This is a genomic window from Microbacterium altimontanum, from assembly GCF_058349865.2.
Genome location: NZ_JBYRJB020000002.1, coordinates 50125 through 67770 on the forward strand (window position 1 = coordinate 50125; position 17646 = coordinate 67770).

The window sequence follows — 17646 nt, forward strand, 5'->3', positions numbered from 1 at the left end:
GCCAGGCGAGGCGGCCGCTCCAGCTCTCCGCTGCGTTCCCGCTCGGTCCTTCGGCTGCGGTCCTGCGCCGGCTGTCGGCTTCGCGCGACACGGTCTCGTGGCCGCTCATGCCGTCACCGCCGCATCCGCACTGCCGAGCTCAGCGGCGAGCATGTACGCCGAGATCTCCTCGGCGCTCTGGCGCGGCTTGTCGGCGACGATGCGCCCGTCGCCGAGGAACAGCACGCGGTCCGCGTGCGAGGCGGCGATCGGATCGTGCGTCACCATGGCGATGGACTGGCCGTGCTCCGCGCTCGCGGCGCGCAGCAGGGCGAGCACCTCCCGGCCCGACCGCGAGTCGAGATTGCCGGTCGGCTCGTCGGCGAAGACGAGGTCGGGAGCGGTGGCGAGGGCCCGCGCGATCGCGACACGCTGCTGCTGACCGCCCGAGAGCTCGTGCGGCCGGTGGCGCAGGCGGGAGGCGAGTCCGAGGCTCTCGACGAGCCCGTCGATACGCGCCTTCTCCATCGCCGTGGGCCGACGTCCGTCGAGGTCGAAGGGCAGCAGGATGTTGCCGATCGCGTCGAGGGTGGGAACGAGGTTGAACGCCTGGAAGACGAACCCCACGCGACGGCGGCGAAGGATCGTCAGCTCGAGGTCGGACAGGCCGGTGATCTCGGTGTCGCCGATCCAGGCACGGCCGGAGGTCGGCGCATCCAATCCGGCGAAGATGTGCATGAGCGTGGACTTGCCCGAGCCCGACGGGCCCATGATCGCGGTGAACTCGCCGCGGCGGATGCCGACGGTCACGCCGTCGAGGGCGCGCACCTCGCTCGCTCCGGTGCCATAGGTCTTGATGAGCTGGTGGACGCGGGCAGCCAGCCCCATCTCGGTCGATGTGATCTCCATGCCTTCGACGGTATGAGCCACGCCCCGCAGCCCACATCGGTCTGCGGATGGCATCCCCGTACATCGCGAGGATGATCCGCTCGCTCACAGGCGGTCGGTGCCGACCGGTGTCGTGGCCGCTGCGACGGAGGAGGCGTCGTGGCCGCTGCGACATCGCCGCGCGGCAGCCGACCCCGTCGCGGCCCTCGCGCCGCGACGGAGGGCGGAAACGGCACGGAGGGAGGACGATCCGGCGCCGATCCTCCTCCCTCCGTCTCATCGCCTCCCTCGGTGACGGATGCGCAGCGCGCTGGATGGCGGACAAACGGCCGACGGCGGCCGTCCCTCGGGCAGGCCAGCGCGTGGAGGACGACGCGAGGCTCAGCCGCTCCTCCCCAGGACGGCGCAGAGGGCAGTGCGCGGCATCCCTTCCACAGATGCGCTTCGGACTCCTGTACCGAGGTCGTGGCGGACGGATGCTGGTCACATGGCACCCGGAATGCTCTTGACGGAATGGGTGGCGCGGCGCGGCGGTGTCGTCCACAGTGCCGACGCCCGGGCAGCGGGCTTCTCCGCACGCGCAATGGCGGGTGCGGTCGGGTCCGGCGCGCTGCGACGGGTGCGCCGGTCGTGGCTGGTCTCGCCCAGCTGCGACGCGGCACAACTCGCTGCCGCATCCGCCGGCGGGCGTGTCACGTGCATCACCGCCGCCCAACGCCACGGGCTGTGGGTGCCCGACCACGACGACGTCCACATCGCCGTGCCGCGGTCGCGCTCGCGCAGCGGCGGGGCCGGCGTGCGGCTGCACTGGGCACAGGGGCCAGTGGCGACCTCCGCTACTGCCGCGGAGGACCCGCCCCTCAACGTCCTGTTCGACCTCGCGCGCTGCTTGCCGCGGCGGGACGCGCTGATGGTGTGGGAGTCTGCGATCCGTCAGCAGAAGGTGTCCCGTGCCGCGCTGCGCCGCGTGCAGTGGCGCAGCACGCGTGCCGGCGAGCTGGCACAAGCCGCATCCGCCCTCTCCGATTCGGGCCTGGAGACCGCCGTCGTCGACCGCCTGCGTCCGTACGCCCTTCCGTTGCGCCAGCAGGTGTGGCTGCTCGGTCATCCGGTGGACGTCCTCATCGGCGAGCGCCTCGTGATCCAGATCGATGGATTCGGCTTCCACGTCGCCGCGGACCGGCGTCGTGACATCGCGCACGACGCGGAGTTGACATTGCGCGGCTACACGGTGCTGCGCTTCGACTACTTCCAGATCCTGTTCGAATGGGAGTCGGTGCTCGAGCGGATCCTGACCGCCGTCGCCCAGTGCCTGCACCTCGCACAGTAGTCGGCACACCGTGCACGGGCCGCTCTGGAGTGGCACCGCCCCTCGTCACGGAGGGAGGAATCGGCACCGAGGGAGGACGATTTCGCCCGGATCATCCTCCCTCCGTCTCGTCTCCTCCCTCCGTGACGAGGGAAACGGCGCTGATGCCGGAAGGCGATCCGCGGGCGACCGCGGAAGAGTCTGTCACGGTGGCCGGCGCCCCACCGCCGGCCCGCGACTGATAATCTGCGATACAGGACAGGGGTGATGGCATGACGACGCATTCGGGTTCGGCAGCAGGTATCACGGCCGGACAGGTGATGACAGCACCCGTCGTCACGGTCACGCCCGAGACCACCGTGGCGCGGATCGCCGAGACGCTCATGTCGTCGCGCATCAGCGCGGTTCCGGTGGTCGACGGGGCGGGCTCGGTGCTCGGCCTCGTCAGCGAACTCGATCTTCTCTCGCGCACCGGACGGACCGCGCGGGATGTCATGACCACGGCCGTGATCAGCGTCACGACCGATACCGACATCGAGCAGGTGCGGCGGATCCTCGTGGATTCGCAGATCCGCCGAGTGCCGGTCCTGTCCTCCGGCCGCCTGGTCGGGATCCTCAGCCGGCACGACCTCGTCGGCCGGATGGTGGAATGGGCGTGCGGCGTCTGCGGCGAAACCGTCCGCGGCGCGCACCCGCCGCTGGTGTGCCCGAAATGCGGGGGAAGCGAGGACCGGTTCGCGCTGCAGGAGCAGCCGCCCGGACCGTGATGATGATCGCGGCCACAAGCCGCGATGTTCGGTGAGAGGGATTCACAATGGCCGGACGAACGCAGGATCCGCAGCGCGACGAAGCCGCCTCTGGCGGCGGCGCGCCCGCGGACGGCGCGAAGACGACAACACGTACGAAGAAGGCGCCCGCGAGATCCGCGGGCGCACGTTCGAGGACCGCGGCATCCGGCGCGGCCACCAAGGACGCGGCCGCGGCACCGCGGAAGGCGGCCAAGAAGGACGCCGCATCCGCGGGCAAGAAGGATGCCGCCGCCTCGGCGGAGAAGAAGGACACCGCCTCCGGGCGCTCGTCGTCCCCATCCCGTCGCCGTGCGAAGAGCACCGGGGCCGATCCCGAGACGCGCGTCGACTACTACCGGGAGATGTCGCTCATCCGCGAGTTCGAGCAGCGCGCGGCGGAGATGTACCAGCGAGCCAAGATCGGCGGCTATTGCCACCTGAACCTCGGCGAGGAGCCGACCGTCGTCGGCCTCATGCGCGCTCTGCGCCCGGGCGACTACCTGTTCACGAACTACCGTGACCACGGCTACGCGATTGCGCGTGGCATGGGTGCCGACCGCGTGATGGCTGAGCTCTTCGGACGCCGGGACGGTGTGTCGAAGGGCCTCGGCGGTTCGATGCACATGTACGACGCCGACAAGCGCATGCTGGGCGGCTATGGCATCGTCGGCGGACAGATCCCGCCCGCGACGGGGGCTGCCCTCGCGCTCACACTCCAGCAGAAGCCCGGTCCGGATGCCGACGCCGTCATGTGCCAGATGGGCGACGGGACGACGAACATCGGCGCCTTCCACGAGGCGCTGAACCTCGCGGCGATCTGGAAGCTGCCCATTCTCTACGTGATCATCAACAACGGTCTGGGCATGGCCACGACCGTTGAGGCCGCGTCCGGTGAACCCGAGCTCTACAAGCGGGGCTGCGCCTACCGCATCCCGGGACGCCGTGTGGACGGGGCCGACCCAGAGGTCGTCCGTCAGGCGGCCGAGGAGATGCTCGACGACGCGCGCAAGAACCGGCAGCCGGGCATCCTCGAGGTCATGTCGTATCGGCTGCGCGGCCACTCCGTGGTCGACCCGGCCCGGTACCGCACGAAGGAAGAGGTCGCCGAGCTCAAGGAGCACGACCCCCTGCCGCCGTATCGCGCACAGTTGCTCGCCGACGGTGAGCTCGATGAGAAGGCCGCCGACGAGATCGAGGGAGATGCCGCCAAGGCCGTGGCCGACGCGATCGCCTTCGCCGACGCGAGCCCCGAGCCGGCGGCATCCACGCTGTTCGACTTCACGTATGCCACCGACGTCCCCAACGCCTCGCGGCTCATGCCGGGTGACCCCGTGCTGCCGGTCGGGTGGGACAGCGCACCGGTCGGCGCAGGAAAGGAGGCGTGACGCCAATGGCCGAGAACGCAGACACGCAGGCGGCATCCGCCGCCGAGATCACCTACCGTCAGGCACTGCACGACACGCTGCGCGCGGAAATGCTGCGCGATGAGAAGGTCTTCCTGCTGGGCGAGGAGATCGGCAAATTCGAAGGGTCGTACAAGATCACCGCGGGGATGCTCGCGGAGTTCGGCCCCGAGCGGGTGCGCGACACCCCGATCGCCGAAGAGGGCTTCGTCGGAGCCGCCATCGGCGCGGCGATGCTCGGCATGCGGCCTGTCGTCGAGATCATGACGCTGAACTTCTCGCTGATCGCGATCGACCAGATCGTCAACCACGCGGCGAAGATCTACGGCATGTTCGGCGGACAGACCTCCGTCCCGATGGTGATCCGCACGCCGGGTGGGGGCGGCCAGCAGCTGGCGGCGACCCACTCGCAGAACATCGAAGCGTGGTACGCCTCGGTGCCGGGCCTGAAGGTCCTCGCACCCTCGACGCCGGCCGACGCGAAGGCGATGCTCACCGCCGCCATCCGCGACGACGACCCGGTGCTGCTGCTGGAGAACCTCTCGCTGTACAACACGAAGGGACCCGTGCCCGAAGGGGAGCAGGTCGCCGAGTTCGGCAAGGCGAAGGTCACGCACCCCGGCTCCGACATCACAGTCGTGAGCTACTCGCGCGCCGCGGTCATCGCGAACGATGTCGCACACCGGCTTGAATCCGAGGGCGTCTCCGTCGAGGTCGTGGACCTGTGCAGCCTGCGCCCGCTCGACCGTGAGACGGTGTGCCGCTCGGTCATGAAGACCGGCAAGGCCGTCGTCCTCGAGGACGACTGGCTCACCTACGGCATCGGCGCCGAGATCGCCGCGACGATCCAGGAGGGCGCGTTCGACTATCTCGACGCGCCAGTGCGCCGCGTGGCGGCGGCGGAGATTCCGCTGCCGTACGCGAAGTCGCTGGAGAAGATCGCCCTTCCGGACGCCGATGCGCTGATCCGGGTCATCAACGAACAGCTCGATGCGACGCGGTTCGCGCGCTAGGAGGGAACGCGATGCCTGAAGTGTTCATGCCGCGCCTGTCGGACACCATGACCGAGGGCGCGATCGCCCAGTGGCTGAAGTCCGAGGGCGACGAGGTCGCCCGAGGCGACGTGCTGGCAGAGATCGAGACCGACAAGGCCGTGATGGACCTTGAGGCCTACGAAGGCGGTGTGCTCGAGAAGATCCTCGTGCAGCCCGGCGAGAACGTCGCCATCGGCGCGGCGATCGCCGTGATCGGCGACGGCTCCGGCTCCTCCGAAGGGGGCGGTTCGGATGCGTCTGCTGATGCCGCCGCCGAGGAGTCGGCCGACACCGCCAAGGGCGCCTCCGAGGCCGACACCGGCCAGGAGCCGCCGGCGGAGCGCGCCGACAAGGCGGCTCAGAACGTCGAGGTCAAGGACGAGGCGGCGCCGGAGGACGGCACAGCCCCCGGTGAGGATGTCGCGGAGACCCCGGCCGACGATTCGCAGGCTCCGGCATCCTCCGGATCCAAGATCAAGGCCACGCCACTCGTCCGCTCCCTCGCCCGCAGCCACGGGATCGACCTGACGACGGTGCGCGGCACCGGTCCCGGCGGCCGGATCGTCCGCGCCGACATCGAGCAGCTGCTCTCCGGCGGCGAGAAGGCGACAGCACCCGCACCCGCGGCGCAGCAGCCCCAGGCCGACCAGAAGCCGCAGGCCGCCGCATCCGGCACCGGCTCGGCGGCACCGGTCGCGACGGCGCTCGAGGACGACGAGCGGGTCGAGATGTCGACGATCCGCAAGGTCACCGCCCGCCGGCTCACCGAGGCGGCGCTCGTGCCGGTGTTCCAGCTCACGACGGTGCTCGACGCGTCGCGACTGAACGAGCTGCGCCGTGACATCAACACGCGGCTCGCCGAGTCGGGCGTGAAGGTGAGCGTCACCGACCTCATCGTGCGCGCCGTCGCCGTGGCGCTGCGCGCGCACCCCGAGGTGAACGCCTCGTTCGGCGGCGACGCGCTCCTGCGGCACAAGCATGTGAACGTCGGCGTCGCCGTGGCTCTCGAGGACGGCCTCGTCGTGCCGGTCGTGAAGGATGCCGACCGCAAGTCGGTCGGCGAGATCGGCGCCGAGATCAAGGATCTCGCTTCGCGGGCGCGTGCCGGCCGGCTGAAGGTCGATGAGATGACCGGCGGCACGTTCTCGGTCTCGAACCTCGGCATGTACGGCATCGACTCGTTCACCGCCGTGATCAACCCGCCCGAGGCGGCGATCCTCGCTGTCGGGTCGACGGTCGAGGAGCCGGTCGTCGTCGACGGCGAGGTGACGGTGCGGCCGCGCACCCGTCTGACCCTGACGGTCGACCATCGCGTGCTCGACGGCGCTGCGGGGGCGGCGTTCCTGCGCGACCTCACGGATCTGCTCAGCGAGCCGCTGCGCATCCTGGTCTGACGAGCATGACCACGACGGGAGCGTCCGGCGCACTGCGCCGGACGCTCCCGTTGTTCGTGGCGGCACTCATCTGCGTGGTCGCCGGCGGACTGCTTGCCGCTGCCACCGCGTACGTGACGACGCAGAAGACGGCGTGGGCCACGGCGTACATCGTGCTCGTCGGCGGCGTCGCGCAGGCGGGGCTCGGGGCAGCCCTCGGATGGCTGGCCGGACGTGCCTCGTCGCGGACGGCGTGGATCGTGCTCGTCCTGTGGAACCTCGGCAACGTGGGCGTGGTCGCGGGACAGCTGAGCGGGTTGGTCGCTCTGACCTTCGTCGGCGGGGCGCTGCTGGTCGCGGCGCTGGTCGTCACGGTGCCGGCAACGGGCGGCGGCGCGCCGACGCATCCGGTGCTGCTCTGGGGCTTCCGCGTGCTCGTGATCGTGCTCGCCGTCAGCATCCCGACCGGGCTCGTTCTGGCTGTCGTCGGGCGCTGAGCCCGGCGACGCCGTCAGCGCACGGTCAGGTCCGCCTCCACGGGGAGGTCGTCGGCCGACGGCCCGGCGGCGAGACGGTAACGGCCTGGCTGCACGCGCAGCGCTCCCTCGTGCAGCCAGTCGCGGGGCGCACCATCGAGCACGAGGGCGTCGTCCCACACCGCCAGCCGCTCGACAGCGAACTCCAGCCCCACCTCGCGCCGCTCCCCCGGCTCGAGCCGCACCCGACCGTACGCGACGAGCAGGCGCCGCGGCGCCGGGAGCGGCAGCTGCGGATCGGCGAGCGCGTACAGCTGCACGAGCTCGTCCACCGGGCGCCCGCCCGTGTTCGCCACCGTGACGGTCGCGCCCGCGATGTGCTCGTCGGTGCGGGGTTCGAGCCCGGGATGCCGGTGCGTCGGCGACGGCGCCTCGACCTCGGACACGTCAAGTGTGACGCCCTCGTACGACACGGCGCTGTAGGTCAGTCCGTGGCCGAACGCGAACGCGTACGGCTCGGGCTGGTGCCGATATGTCGCCTGCTGCGCGAGGGTGTCGTAGTCGAACAGGTCGCCGGCCTGGGCGGGGTCGGCCGGCCACGACTGGGCGAGCCGCCCCTGCGGCTCGCGGTCACCGGAGAGCACATCCGCGACGCCGTGCCCGAGCTCCTGCCCGCCATGACTCGACCACACGATCGTCTCGGCGGCAGCCGCTCCCTCGCCGAGCACGTACGGGTAGCTCGACACGATCGCGAGCACGCTGCGCCGGTTGCCCTCCTGCGCGGCGCGCAGGATGTCGACGAACGAGCTCGGCAGCAGGAGGTGCGGCCGGTCTTCGGTCTCACGCCCGGCCAGGTGCGGATCGTTTCCCACGGCCACCACGACGACCTCGGCGTCGGCCGCCGCATCCGTCACCGCCCGCGCCCCGGAACGGACGATCTGCGGGGTGAACCGGCCGGCGTCGGCGAGCGTCACTCCCTCCGCGACGAGCAGACCCACGTCGCGCACGACCCGGACCCATCGGCCCGAGCCCAGGTGCAGCAGCGACCAGGTGCCGTCGTCGTGGACGTGGCGGCGGAAGCTCTCTTGCACGACCCAGCCGCCGACCCGCTCGGCGTCGGCGCGCATCGGCCAGGCGCCGCCGGTCAGCAGCGCGCCGCTGGCGTGGGAACGCAGGGTCAGGATGCCGTCGCCCCAGTCGGTGACGTCCCACTGCACCGCGGCGGACGCCTCGCCGGCGGAGGCGTCGACGACCGACCCGTCTGCCGACGCCGCGACGTGGCCGCCGCTCTCAGCCCGCAGCGTCACCGTGTCGGCGCCCGTGACGACGTCCACCCGGGCGTTCGGGTAGCGCTCTCGCAGCCCCTGCGCGATCCCCACTGCATAGGGCGGGGTCCCGGAGTACCAGTCGGTGAGCACGAGGTCGGCGAGCGGTCCCACGACGGCGATCGACGTCGGTTCGGCGAGCGGCAGCAGCGCGGCGTCGTTGCGCAGCACGACGACAGAGCGCGCGACGGCCTCCCGAGCGAGCGCGCGGGCCGCCGGAGCATCGATCGCGTCGGCGCTGATGCTCCGGTAGGGATCGTCGTCGCCGTCGAACTCCCCGGTCCGCAGCCGCATCTCGAGCAGCCGCAGCACCGCTCTGTCGACGTCGTCCATCGACAGCAGCCCCTGCTCGATCGCCGCGCGCACATGCGCGATCGTCGGCGTCGCGTCGGCCTCGTGGTCGGTGAACGAGTCCATCCCCGACCGGACGAGGGCCGCTGCCGCGTGCGCGTGGTCGGGCTGAGCGCGCTGCACCGTCACGACGAATGTCGGAGCGCCGGCATCCGACACCACCGCGATCGACTCGTCGCTCCACGACCGCGCCTCGGCGACGAGCTCGGGCTGGGTGTGGGCGGGAATGCCGTTCACCCGGTTGTACGCGAGCATCATCCCGCCGGCGACACCCGATTCGATCGGGCCGCGGAAGGCCGGCAGCTCCTCCTCGTGCAGCGTGCGCAGCGACATGTTCGAGGATGTCGCCGACCGGTCGGTCTCGTTGCTGTAGCCGAGGAAGTGCTTGAGCGCGGGGACCGTCTTCCACACGCGCTCGTGGTCGCCGCGGAGCCCCTGCGCGTACGCGCCGCCGAGCTGGGCGGTCAGGTGCGGATCCTCTGAGTAGCCCTCCTCGTTGCGGCCCCAGCCGGGGTGACGCAGCGTGTTCACGACCGGCGCCCACACGTTCAGGCTCACGACCGGATCCGCGGCGTGCTTGGCGCGCACCTCGGTCGCGGTCGCCTCGCCGACACGGCGCACGAGGGCGGTGTCCCAGGTCGCGGCCAGGCCCACCGGCTGCGGGAACACCGTCGCGGTGCCCATCCACGCCGCGCCGTGCAACGCCTCGCAGCCGGTGTGGAACTCGGCGAGCCCGAGGTGCTCGATCGCCGGGGCGACCTGGTGCAGCATTGCGATGCGCTCGTCGGCCGTGAGCCGGCCGAGCAGGTCCTGCGCGCGCTCGTGCAGCGGCAGATCGGTGTCGCGGAATCGCTCGGCGCTCATTGCGCATCCTCCTCGGTGATCGAGATCTCGCCGGCCCCCTCGGCCGACACCGTCATGCTGCCGACCTGCAGCATCCACGGCCCACGGGCATCGTCGCTGCGCGCCGTGACGATGTCGCCGTCGCGCCGCACCCGGAACGTCGTCGCGTCCCCGGTGAGCCCCGGCACCGTCGTCACGGCGTCGTACCCCTCGGGAAGCGCGAAGCAGCGCAGCGTCACACCATCCGCCCACTCGTAGTCGGGGCGGTCGTCGACCGCGCCCCACGGCAGCACTGTGCCCGGTCGCACCCGCAGCGGCAGTGACGTGTAGCCGTGGTTCTCGGCGACCCAGCGCCGGCCGTCCTGCACAGTGCCGTCGAGCAGCGACGTCCATGCCCCCTCGGGCAGGTAGTACTCGACGTCGCCGGCCTCGGTGAACACGGGGGCGACCAGCAGCGCGTCGCCGAGCATGAACTGCGTGTCGGCGTCGAAGCCCGAGCGGTCGCCGGGGAACTCGAGCACCATCGGCCGCATGATCGGGATGCCGTCGGTGTGCGCGAGCTCCGCGGCACCGGCCAGATAGGGCATGAGCCGCATCTTGAGCTTGGTGAACAGGCGGGTGACGTCCACCGCCTCGTCGTCGAACTCCCACGGCACCCGCAGCGACGACGAGCCGTGCAGCCGCGAGTGCGACGACAGCAGGCCGAACGCGACCCAGCGCTTGAAGAGCCCCGCGCCGGGCGTGCCTTCAAAGCCTCCGATGTCATGGCTCCAGTACGCGAAGCCGCTCATCGCGAGCGACAGCCCGCCGCGCAGCGTCTCGGCCATCGACGGGAACGTGGAGTCGCTGTCGCCGCCCCAGTGCACCGGGAACTGCTGCGTGCCGGCCGTGGCCGAGCGCGCGAAGACCACGGCGTCGCCTTCGCCGCGGTGCCGTTCGAGCGCCCGGAACACCGCTTCGTTGTACAGGCGGGGGTAGAAGTTGTGCATGCGGCGGGGATCGGAGCCGTCGTGCCAACGAACACCCTCGGCGGGGATGCGCTCACCAAAGTCGGTCTTGAAGCTGTCGACGCCCTGGTCCATGAGCGCCGTGAGCTTGCCGACATACCACTCGGTCGCCGCCGGGTTCGTGAAGTCCACGATGCCCATTCCGGCCTGCCACATGTCCCACTGCCAGACGCCGCCGTCGGTGCGCTTGAGCAGGTAGCCGGCCGCCGCCGCCTCCTCGAACAGCGCCGAGCGCTGGGCGATGTACGGATTGATCCACGCCGAGACCTTCAGCCCGCGCTCGTGCAGGCGCGCGAGCTGTCCGTCGGGGTCGGGGAACGTGCGCGCATCCCACTCGAAGTCGGTCCACTGGTACTCGCGCATCCAGAAGCAGTCGAAGTGGAAGACGCTCAGCGGCAGGTCACGCTCGGCCATCCCGTCGATGAAGCTCGTGACGGTTTTCTCGTCGTAGCTGGCGGTGAAGGATGTCGTCAGCCAGAGGCCGAACGACCACGCCGGCACCCGGGCGGGACGGCCGGTGAGGCCGGTGTACCTGCGCAGCACATCCTTCGGGGTCGGCCCGGCGATCACGTGGTAGTCGAGCGTCTCGCCGGGCACCGAGAACTGCACGCGCGAGTTCACCTCGCTGCCGACCTCGAACGACACCGCGTCGGGGGTGTCGACGAAGACGCCGTAGCCGCGGCTCGACACGTAGAACGGCACCGACTTGTACGCCTGCTCGCTCGAGGTCCCGCCGTCCTCGTTCCAGGTATCGACGACCTGGCCGTTCTTGACGAACGCGCCGAAGCGCTCGCCGAGACCGTACACGCGCTCGCCGGGAGCGAGCGACAGCTGCTGGTGCACCCACGTTCCCGTACCGGTGATGTGGCCGACCGAACGCGGCAACGAGCTCGTGATCGCCGCACCGTCCTGCTCGAAGTCGATGCGCCACGGGCCCGACCGCGCGACGCGCACCGTCAGGCCGCCCGCGTCGAGGACTCCCTCGGCGTCGTCCACGCGCACCGTCGCGCGGTGCCCCTCCTGCCGCTGCAGGGGGAAGTGCGGGCCGCGATCCACGCCGCCCGCGTGCCGCTGCACGCGCACCGAGACGATGCCCTCCGCCGGTGAGCCGAACGTGAGCGTGATCATGGGCCGGTTGAGGGTGTCGCCGCGGTGACGGATGGCGGCTGTCGCCGCGTACACGGTCATCGTGCCCGCCGCCTCGTCGACGCGGATGTCGTCGACCTCCACAGCGAACAGCGGGGTCATCCCGGGCTTTGTCAGCCAGTAGCCATCGGTGAACTTCACCGGTCCTGCCTTTCGCTCAGCACTCTCGCCTCTCCCGGGTCGATGCCCACGGCATCCCCGGCGTGTTCTCCGGTGAGCAGGTCGACGAGGCCCGGCGGCACCTCGACCCGCACCATCTGCTCCCCGCGGTTCAGCAGGAACAGCGCACCGCCCCGGCGCACCGCCTCGAGCCCCTCCGGGAGGAGCCGCACGCTGGGCAGCGCTCCGCCGACCTGCGCCGCGTCGAGCGCATCGTCGATCACGGCGTGGAGCAGGTCGTCCGACACCACCGCACCGAGGTACCACGCGCTCCCACTGCCCACACGATGCCGCGTGACGACGGGGTCGCCCTGCAGCGGACCGTCGGCATGGCGAGCCAGCACCTCGGCACCGTCGCTGCGCAGGCGCTCACCGAGCGTCGCGGCCCAGTGCCGCCCAGACGGCCCCCACGTGCCCGTGAGCTCGACGGCCACGTCGGCGTCCGGCAGTGCGCACCACTCCTCGCCGCTCACTCCGACGAGGTCGCGCAGGAGCGCGGGCGAACGTCCGGTGAGCACATGGCCGCGGCTGTCGGCGACGCCGCTGAACGGCCCGACGACGAGCTCGGCGCCGGCTTCGACCGCCCGGGTGAGGGTTGCCGCGGCACCCGGGGTGACGATGTAGCTGTGCGGGACGAGCACGACCGGGTAGCCGCTGAGGTCGGCCGTCGACGCGACGATGTCGGCGGCGATGCCGCGGCGCCAGAGCGCGCGGTACCAGCCGGCGACCTGGTCCATCGTGCGGTGGCGCTCGGTCGGGCGGGCGGGCTCTTCGGCCGCCCACCACGAGTCCCAGTCGAAGAGGATCGCAACGGGCGCCTCGACACGCGTTCCGACCAGCGGCCGCAGCCGCGCCATGTCGGCGCCCTGGCGGCAGACGCCGCGGAACACAGCGGTGTCGGCCCCGGCGTGGGGCAGCATCGCGGAGTGGAACCGCTCGGCGCCGGCGGTCGACTGCCGCCACTGGAAGAAGCAGATGCCGTCGGCACCGCGGGCGACGGCCTGCAGGGAGTCGAGCCGGGCGTGCTGCGGCGATTTCGGAAGGTTGTGCGGGCGCCAGGATGTCGCGCTCACCGACTGCTCCATGAGCATCCACCCCCGACCGTCCCCGAGCGAGCGCATCAGGTCCTGCACGAGGGCGATGTCGGCTGCCGCGTGCGGCGACGATGGATCGGGGTACTGGTCGTCGGCGATCACGTCGACGTGGTCGGCCCACCTCCGGTAGTCGACGTGCGCGAAGAAGCCCATGAAGTTCGTCGTGATCGGCTGAAGGGCGCCCGTGCCGCGGATCGTGTCGCGCTGCTCCGCGTAGCAGGTGAGCATCTGGTCGGAGCTGTAGCGGCGGAAGTCGAGGGACTGCGTCGGGTTCACGACGTACGGCATGCGGCGCGGCGGCACGATCTCGTCGAAGTCGGTGTAGCGCTGCGACCAGAACGCCGTTCCCCATGCGCTGTTGAGCGCGTCGATCGTGCCGTACCGCTCGCGCAGCCAGCGGCGGAACTCGCGCGCAGCCTCGTCGCCGTAGTCGAGCTGTCCGTACTCGTTGCCGATGTGCCACATGCGCACGGCGGGGTGCCGGGCGTAGCGCTCGGCGAGGTCGCGGGTGATCGCGAGCGCGTGGTCGCGATAGGTGCGCGAGGCAGGCGAGAACTGGTTGCGGGAACCTACGGCAAGACGCACACCGTCGCTGTCGACGGGAAGGGTGTCGGGATGCCGTGCGCCGAGCCAGGGCGGCGGCGATGCAGTGGGAGTCGCGAGGTCGACGCCGATGCCGGCCGCGTGCAGGATGTCGAGCACCTCGTCGAGCCACCCGAACTCGCGAGCTCCCGGCTCCGGCTCGATCATCGCCCAGCTGAACACCCCGACGGTGACGAGGTTCACACCCGCCTGCCGCATCAGCTCGGCGTCCTCCGCCCACACCTCGCGGGGCCACTGCTCGGGGTTGTAGTCACCGCCGAAGCAGATGCCGATCTCGGCCGTGAGGGCGTCGAATCGGGCGGGGTCGCTCGTCGTCGATGACATGGGCTCCAGGCTCTCGGTGCAGGATTGTCGAAGCGTTTCAACAACCAGACCATATACTAGCTTTCGTGCCGCTGTCCACGCAGAGCCGCGAGGCCCTCCACGTCCTGCGCTACACGCGCGCCGCGCGCCGCTGGACCGACGCCCTGCCGATCGGAAACGGCACCCGCGGGGCGATGTGCGCCGGACGCATCGGCGGCGAGCGGCTCTGGCTGAACGACATCACCGCATGGTCGGGTTCCCCCGGCGCCGATCCTCTGCGCGGCGTCGTCGATCGCGGGGCCGGCGCTCTTCACGCGATCCGTGCGGCGCTCGCCGACGGCGACGTCGCAGAGGCCGAGCGCCTCCTGCAGCGCCAGCAGGTCCCCTGGGTGCAGGCGTACCTCCCCCTGGGCTGGATCGATGTCGCCCTCCGCGGCGAGGAGTCCTCCGCCGACGCAGCCACCGGTGCAGCGTCTGCCGGGGAGCATCTCTCCCCGCCGGCGGACGGATGCCGGCGCCTCCTCGACCTGCGCACGGGTGTCGCGAGCTGCGAATACGCCACCCCCAGCGGCCTCCAGGTGCTGCACGAGACCTGGGCCGACATGCCGACCGGAGCGATCGTGCACCGCATCACCGCCTCCGCTGACGTGGAGGTGTCGGTGGCGATCGACAGCCTGCTCCGGCCCGCCGACGCGCCCGGCCTCATCGACGGCGAGCTCGTCGCCCCGCTGCTGCTGCCGGTCGATGTCGCCCCCGGTCATGAGCACCCGCCCGCGCCTGTGCGCTACGACCCCGCGTCGGGCCGCACCGCGGCGATCGCCGTGCGCTCGGACGGGCCGGCGCGACTGCACGAAGGGCGCCTTCTCACGGCGGCAGCGACATCCCACACCCTCGTGATCGGCACCGCCACTGCTCCCCCTCTCCCCGGGGAACCGGCAGACAGGGCCGACGCCGTCACCCGTGCCCGCGCGACCGTCGCGGGAGCCGCGGCCCATCTCGACCCCGCGACAGCGGATACCGCGCGTGCCGCGCACGCCGCCGCGCACGAGGAGCTCGCCGAACGCTGCACACTCGAGCTGCCCTCTCCGTCCGACGCCGCCCTGATCGACACCGACGTGCGCGTCGCCCGGGCCGAGGAGCGGCCCGACCCGGGACTTGCGGCGCTGGTCTTCCACTACGGCCGGTATCTGCTGACCGCAGCCTCCCGCGGCACGGGCCTGCCGATGACCCTCCAGGGGCTGTGGAACGCCGAGCTGCCCGGCCCGTGGTCGTGCGCCTACACGACGAACATCAACCTGCAGATGGCCTACTGGCCGGCGGAGACGACCGGCCTTCCGGAATGCCACGAACCGCTGCTGCGATTCGTGGAACGCGTGTCGCAGACGACGGGGAAGACCGTCGCCCGCCAGCTGTACGGGGTCGACGGATGGGTCGCCCACCACAACGCCGATGCGTGGGGCGGGGTCGCACCCGTGGGCGGCGGTCACGGCGACCCGGCGTGGGCGTTCTGGCCGCTCGGCGGCGTGTGGCTCGCCCTGCACCTCTGGGACCGCTACACGTTCGGCGGCGACCTCGACGACCTCCGCGACCGCGTGTGGCCGGTGCTGCGCGAGACCGCGCGCTTCGCCCTGTCCTGGGTGCAGACCGAGGGGACGGCGGCCTGGACGAGCCCCTCGACCTCTCCCGAGAACCATTACGTCGACGGCGGCGGCACACCGCGCGGGGTCGGCGTCACGGCGACGATGGATGTCGCGCTGCTGCGCGAACTCGCAGATGTCTGCTCCCGCGCGGCCACGGCGCTCGGGCGACACGACGCCGAGGTCGCTGCGCTCTCCGACATCGTCGCTCTGCTGCCCGATCCAGCGATTTCCCCCGACGGCGCCCTCGAGGAGTGGAACCCGCCCCACCCCGACGCCGAACCCGGCCACCGGCACCTCTCGCACCTCGTTGGACTGTTCCCGTTCTCGCAGATCACGCCGGCTCGCACACCCGGGCTCGCCGCGGCCGCCGCGCGCTCGATCGCCGGCCGCGGGCTCGAGTCGAGCGGGTGGGCCCTGGCCTGGCGTGCGGCGATGTGGGCACGCCTCGGCGACGGCGAGCGCTTTGCGCAGCGGATCGACATGTCGCTGCGGACGGCCGACGCAGCCGCGGGCAGCCACCGCGGCGGCCTGTACGCGAACCTGTTCAGCGCGCATCCGCCGTTCCAGATCGACGGCAACCTCGGGGTGACCACGGCGATCGCGGAGGCGCTCGTCCAGTCGCACGACGACGTGATCCGGGTGCTGGCAGCCCTCCCGGCGGCCTGGCCCGACGGGACTATCCAAGGGATCCGTGCCCGCGGCGGGGTCGTCGTCGACCTGGAGTGGGCGGCGGGGCGGGCGCGCCGCATCCGGCTCGAGAGCCGCCGACCCGCCACGATGGACGTGGTGGCTCCGGGCGAGCCGCCACGATGCGTGCACCTCGAGCCGGGGCGCCCGCTGCTCATCGATCTCGACCCGGCTCCCGGCGCTCATCCCCCTGCCGAAGCCGCACCGACCGACCTGAAGGAGCCAGCATGGTGACCATCGCCGACGTCGCCCGCACCGCCGGCGTCTCGATCTCGACCGTCTCCTATGTGATGAGCGGCAAGCGCACGATCTCGCAGGAGACCCGCGACCGGGTGCAGGAGGCGATCGAGAAGCTCGAATACAGCCCGCACGCGAGCGCCCGGTCGCTGGCATCGCGCTCGACGAACGTCATCGGGCTGCAGGCCCCGCTGCGGGCGGGCGTCGACGTGCACGTCGTCATGCAGATCGTCGCCGGCATCGTCCGCGAGGCCCGCGCGCATCACTACGATCTGCTGCTGCTGACGAGCGACGACGCCGTCGGTCTCACGCACGCCGCCCGTGCCTCGATGGTCGATGCCCTGCTGCTGATGGATGTGGAATCCGATGATCCCCGCATCGCGACACTCGAGGCGCTGCCCATCCCGAGCGTGCTGATCGGACTGCCGACGGGAGCCGACGGTCTCGTGTGCGTCGACTTCGACTTCGAGTCGGCCGGGCGCCTCGCTGCGGCGCGACTCGCCGAGCTCGGGCACACGCGCATCGCGCTGCTCGGCGCCCCCGCGGAGGTGCTCGACCGGCACACATCATACGCCGACAGGCTGACCCGCGGCTTCCTCGCGGGGTGCGACGATGCGGGGATCGTCGGCTCCGTGCATCCGTGCCCGAGTGGAACCGATGCCGTCGAGATCGTCGACGACGTGCTCGCAGCAGAGCCCGCCGTGACCGGCATCCTGATCCACAACGAGGGCGCGCTGCCGCATATCGCTGCGCGTCTCGCCGGAGACGACCGGGCGGGCGCCCGCGATGTCATCGCGCTGTGCCCGGCCGAGATGGCCGAAACCGTCCCGGGCCTGGCCGACAGCATCGCGATCCCGGCGGAGGCGATGGGCGCGGCGGGAGCGTCGGCGCTGATGGAGATCCTCGGCGGAGCCGAGCCGCCGAAGGTCGTGCTGCTGCCGCCGGCTCTCGCCTCCCAGGGCGCCCCGCAGCCATCCGACGCGCAGCCCTCGACGGTCTGA

At 71.5% G+C, this 17646-nt stretch carries 12 protein-coding genes; 8 read left to right on the forward strand and 4 right to left on the reverse strand.

Features of this window, described 5'->3' with window-relative positions:
* Positions 1 to 105: 105 nt before the first annotated feature.
* Complete coding sequence (locus tag AC3RX1_RS02490) at positions 106 to 888, reverse strand: ABC transporter ATP-binding protein (protein ID WP_491499660.1); 783 nt, start codon at positions 886 to 888, stop codon at positions 106 to 108.
* Positions 889 to 1354: 466 nt separating this feature from the next.
* On the opposite strand from AC3RX1_RS02490, the gene AC3RX1_RS02495 reads away from it, so the two are divergent.
* The 6 genes from AC3RX1_RS02495 (at position 1355) to AC3RX1_RS02520 (ending at position 7271) form a co-directional block, all read left to right on the forward strand.
* The gene (locus tag AC3RX1_RS02495) at positions 1355 to 2197 is read left to right on the forward strand and encodes a DUF559 domain-containing protein (protein WP_491499661.1); all 843 of its coding nucleotides are present in this window, start codon (positions 1355 to 1357) and stop codon (positions 2195 to 2197) included.
* Positions 2198 to 2448: 251 nt separating this feature from the next.
* Positions 2449 to 2943, forward strand: coding sequence for a CBS domain-containing protein (locus AC3RX1_RS02500; protein WP_498239025.1), 495 nt, complete (start codon positions 2449 to 2451; stop codon positions 2941 to 2943).
* 47 nt (positions 2944 to 2990) lie between these two features.
* Complete coding sequence (locus AC3RX1_RS02505; protein WP_491499663.1) at positions 2991 to 4349, forward strand: thiamine pyrophosphate-dependent enzyme; 1359 nt, start codon at positions 2991 to 2993, stop codon at positions 4347 to 4349.
* Positions 4350 to 4354: 5 nt separating this feature from the next.
* Positions 4355 to 5380: an alpha-ketoacid dehydrogenase subunit beta gene (locus AC3RX1_RS02510; protein ID WP_491499664.1), complete on the forward strand. Its 1026-nt coding sequence runs from the start codon at positions 4355 to 4357 to the stop codon at positions 5378 to 5380.
* A gap of 11 nt (positions 5381 to 5391) precedes the next feature.
* A complete protein-coding gene (locus tag AC3RX1_RS02515; RefSeq protein WP_491499665.1) occupies positions 5392 to 6795 on the forward strand; it encodes a dihydrolipoamide acetyltransferase family protein in 1404 nt (467 codons plus the stop codon).
* A 5-nt stretch (positions 6796 to 6800) separates the two neighbouring features.
* Complete coding sequence (locus tag AC3RX1_RS02520) at positions 6801 to 7271, forward strand: hypothetical protein (protein ID WP_491499666.1); 471 nt, start codon at positions 6801 to 6803, stop codon at positions 7269 to 7271.
* A gap of 14 nt (positions 7272 to 7285) precedes the next feature.
* Here the strand turns inward: AC3RX1_RS02520 and AC3RX1_RS02525 are convergent, their stop codons facing one another.
* Genes AC3RX1_RS02525 through AC3RX1_RS02535 form a run of 3 tightly spaced genes read right to left on the reverse strand, consistent with a single transcriptional unit; the run spans position 7286 to position 14102 of the window.
* Complete coding sequence (locus tag AC3RX1_RS02525; protein ID WP_491499667.1) at positions 7286 to 9790, reverse strand: glycoside hydrolase family 3 C-terminal domain-containing protein; 2505 nt, start codon at positions 9788 to 9790, stop codon at positions 7286 to 7288.
* Positions 9787 to 12063 (reverse strand): alpha-xylosidase, encoded by a 2277-nt coding sequence (yicI, locus tag AC3RX1_RS02530; protein ID WP_491499668.1) that lies wholly within the window; start codon positions 12061 to 12063, stop codon positions 9787 to 9789. Before yicI ends, AC3RX1_RS02525 begins: the two co-directional genes overlap by 4 nt.
* Positions 12060 to 14102 carry a beta-galactosidase gene (locus AC3RX1_RS02535; protein ID WP_491499669.1) on the reverse strand — a complete coding sequence of 681 codons (2043 nt, stop codon included), beginning with the start codon at positions 14100 to 14102 and terminating at the stop codon, positions 12060 to 12062. Before AC3RX1_RS02535 ends, yicI begins: the two co-directional genes overlap by 4 nt.
* 65 nt (positions 14103 to 14167) lie before the next feature.
* On the opposite strand from AC3RX1_RS02535, the gene AC3RX1_RS02540 reads away from it, so the two are divergent.
* Both AC3RX1_RS02540 and AC3RX1_RS02545 read left to right on the forward strand, forming a co-directional pair.
* Entirely contained in the window at positions 14168 to 16642 is a 2475-nt protein-coding gene (locus AC3RX1_RS02540; protein WP_491499670.1) for a glycosyl hydrolase family 95 catalytic domain-containing protein, read from the forward strand.
* A complete protein-coding gene (locus AC3RX1_RS02545; RefSeq protein WP_491499671.1) occupies positions 16636 to 17646 on the forward strand; it encodes a LacI family DNA-binding transcriptional regulator in 1011 nt (336 codons plus the stop codon). Before AC3RX1_RS02540 ends, AC3RX1_RS02545 begins: the two co-directional genes overlap by 7 nt.

What these genes read in the sequence shown, in the direction of transcription:
- AC3RX1_RS02525 (WP_491499667.1), bottom strand. Translation starts at nt 9,790, where the DNA reads ATGAGCGCCGAGCGATTCCGCGACACCGATCTGCCGCTGCACGAGCGC.
- AC3RX1_RS02505 (WP_491499663.1), top strand. Translation starts at nt 2,991, where the DNA reads ATGGCCGGACGAACGCAGGATCCGCAGCGCGACGAAGCCGCCTCTGGC.
- AC3RX1_RS02500 (WP_498239025.1), top strand. Translation starts at nt 2,449, where the DNA reads ATGACGACGCATTCGGGTTCGGCAGCAGGTATCACGGCCGGACAGGTG.
- AC3RX1_RS02510 (WP_491499664.1), top strand. Translation starts at nt 4,355, where the DNA reads ATGGCCGAGAACGCAGACACGCAGGCGGCATCCGCCGCCGAGATCACC.
- AC3RX1_RS02515 (WP_491499665.1), top strand. Translation starts at nt 5,392, where the DNA reads ATGCCTGAAGTGTTCATGCCGCGCCTGTCGGACACCATGACCGAGGGC.
- AC3RX1_RS02545 (WP_491499671.1), top strand. Translation starts at nt 16,636, where the DNA reads ATGGTGACCATCGCCGACGTCGCCCGCACCGCCGGCGTCTCGATCTCG.
- AC3RX1_RS02490 (WP_491499660.1), bottom strand. Translation starts at nt 888, where the DNA reads ATGGAGATCACATCGACCGAGATGGGGCTGGCTGCCCGCGTCCACCAG.
- AC3RX1_RS02535 (WP_491499669.1), bottom strand. Translation starts at nt 14,102, where the DNA reads ATGTCATCGACGACGAGCGACCCCGCCCGATTCGACGCCCTCACGGCC.
- AC3RX1_RS02520 (WP_491499666.1), top strand. Translation starts at nt 6,801, where the DNA reads ATGACCACGACGGGAGCGTCCGGCGCACTGCGCCGGACGCTCCCGTTG.
- AC3RX1_RS02495 (WP_491499661.1), top strand. Translation starts at nt 1,355, where the DNA reads ATGGCACCCGGAATGCTCTTGACGGAATGGGTGGCGCGGCGCGGCGGT.